This is a genomic window from Thermoleptolyngbya sp. M55_K2018_002 (genome assembly GCF_015295965.1).
GTDB classification, from domain to species: Bacteria; Cyanobacteriota; Cyanobacteriia; order Elainellales; family Elainellaceae; genus Thermoleptolyngbya; species Thermoleptolyngbya sichuanensis.
Window position 1 is genome coordinate 1 of the sequence record NZ_DVEA01000048.1, and the last position, 2540, is coordinate 2540.

A 2540-nucleotide genomic window follows, 5' to 3' on the forward strand; every position below is an offset into this window, starting at 1 on the left:
TCCCCCTTTTTAAGGGGGATTTAGGGGGATCTTGCACGCTTTGCTACAAACAGTACGACTTTTCAAACATCCTCTAACAGCCCTTAAAGCCTAACAGCACAATTAGCAAACTGCCGCAACCCTCCTAGGGGGGTATCACAAATGGCGTTGAAATAGCATTCACAAAAGCATCCAAGACTTTTCAAGAATGCTGCCCCTGCACAGCAGGATTATGACATTTCTTGACTGCTATCCGCACGCGAGTTCCGTAAAGTACCTATTTCAAGGGATGCTCGTTTTGCGATAGAGTGACCGGATGTTTGTAGGGGAATACAGTTACTTTTAAGTTCCAACTTTCAAGTTGCAAATGGGTATAAACCGCTCAAAATATCCAGTGCTTTGAGTAATTGATGATTAAAACTAGATTCAGGTCGGATTTAAGTCAGATTTAAGTCAGATTTAATGAATTCTCTGAATTACTGCCTACAAAACTATATTCTGTTTGTCTTTTCATCTACCTGTTCCCAACCATGCTTCAGTACATCACCCTCGACGGTCTACCCTGTGTTGCGCCCTATTGCCATGCGGTACGGGCAGGAGATTTTCTATTTGTGACGGGGCAACTCGCGGAAGACCCCAAGACTGGCGAGGTCGTGCGTGGCCCCATTGAGGAGCAGGCAGTGCGGGTGATGGAAAATCTGAAGATGGTGCTGGAGGCTTCGGGTAGCAGCTTTAGCCAGGTAGTGATGGCGCGGATTTTTGTCACCGATTTTCGCTTCTACGACGCAGTTAATGATATCTACAAGTCGTACTTTGAATCAGGACGGCTGCCAGGACGCACCACGGTCGGCGTGTCGGCGCTGGCAGATTTTGGCGATGTCGAAATTGATTTGATTGCCTACTGTGGGGAGTAGGCTTTCGGGGTTGAGGATTAGGGATTGGCTCTGGGAACATAGCCAAAAGAGCCTGTCCCTGGTTTCGCAGTGCAAAATCCCCAATCCCATCTAAAACTTGCAATCTAGAAATCTAAAATCAGCGTGGCACATTAAGCTTTGTGGTGCAAATCTGCCAATCGCAGAAGTGTCGGTGAATACTGAAGGCGATCGCCTTTTAGCGTAGGACTAGTCGATACTGGCTTGTCATAACAACTTTATAACAACTTTGGACGAGGTTTCCTATGCGATCGCTTGGCACGCCGCCCAACGCTTGGCTTGTCGATGCCCACAATGCTGACCTGACGCGCCCGCCGCTCCCCCCCCGCCCAATCTCGCTCAAAGCAGACACCAAAACGCTGCGGGTCGATCTGGCGAAAGCGGCCATGCTGGTCATCGACATGCAAAACGACTTTTGCCATCCCGACGGCTGGCTAGCACACATCGGCGTAGATGTGACCCCCGCCCGTGCCCCCATTGGCCCGCTGCAAGGTCTACTGCCTGTGTTGCGTGGGTTGGACGTGCCTATCCTCTGGATCAACTGGGGCAACCGACCCGACCTGCTCAACATCAGCGCTGGACTGCGCCACGTCTACAACAGTTCCGGCGATGGCGTGGGGCTGGGCGACCCCCTGCCCAAAAACGGCGCACCCGTCCTGCAAAAAGATAGCTGGGCCGCCGCCGTCGTGGACGAACTGGAGCAAATGCCGCAAGATATCAAAGTCGATAAGTATCGCATGAGCGGCTTTTGGGACACGCCGCTCGACAGCATTTTGCGAAACCTGGGGCGGACGACCCTGTTTTTTGGCGGAGTTAACGCCGATCAGTGCGTCATGGCCACGCTGCAAGATGCCAACTTTCTTGGCTACGATTGCATTTTGGTTAGCGATTGCACTGCCACCACGTCGCCCGAATACTGCTGGCAAGCCACGGTCTACAACGTGAATCAGTGCTTCGGTTTTGTTACTCACTCTCACGCAATTCTGGATGCCGTGAAGTGAGTGATGAAGCAAAAACGAAAAACGAAATTCTTTCCTTCTTCCCTCTTCCCTCCCCCCATGACTACCGAAACCTGCGTCATTCCAGTGATCAAAACGCCCAAGGACTATCAGGCGTTTCGCATTAGTCCACAGGATACAAATCGACTGGCGATCGTATTTGACCCCATCAGCGCAAATATGTCGCTGACCTATTGCGTGGAAATTTTTGACGTGGGTGGAAAAACGCCACCTAATCGGCATCAGCTTGCTGTGGAAATGTTTTTTGTATTGAAGGGCCAGGGGCGAGCCACTTGCGACGGCAAGACGGTCGATATTTCAGCGGGAGACAGCATTCTGGTTCCCGCAACGGGCACGCATGAAATTGAAAACACCGGGCCGGGGCGGCTGTATGCACTCTGCATTATGGTGCCCAATGAAGACTTTGCCGAACTGATTCGCAGCGGCATCCCCGCAGAACTGGATGAGGAAGATCTGGCGGTGCTGCGCCGATCAGACGGGCTGCGGGTAAGCTAGGGCCGACGTTGCGGTGCAAGCTCTGGCAGGGAAATCTTGCCTCCCAAGCGGCGACAAACCCCTTCACACTCCGTAGCAAAATTTTGCTTGCGCCGATCAGGGGTATCCACTACAA

The 2540-nt window shown here is 52.1% G+C and carries 3 protein-coding genes; all 3 read left to right on the forward strand.

Annotated elements, in window-relative coordinates; genetic code table 11:
* Positions 1-509 precede the first annotated feature (509 nt).
* Positions 510-893: a RidA family protein gene (locus tag IGS51_RS02000; protein ID WP_172355057.1), complete on the forward strand. Its 384-nt coding sequence runs from the start codon at positions 510-512 to the stop codon at positions 891-893.
* Positions 894-1156: 263 nt separating this feature from the next.
* Entirely contained in the window at positions 1157-1912 is a 756-nt protein-coding gene (locus tag IGS51_RS02005) for a cysteine hydrolase family protein (protein ID WP_297075263.1), read from the forward strand.
* A gap of 57 nt (positions 1913-1969) precedes the next feature.
* Positions 1970-2425 carry a cupin domain-containing protein gene (locus IGS51_RS02010; protein WP_297075264.1) on the forward strand — a complete coding sequence of 152 codons (456 nt, stop codon included), beginning with the start codon at positions 1970-1972 and terminating at the stop codon, positions 2423-2425.
* Positions 2426-2540 lie beyond the last annotated feature (115 nt).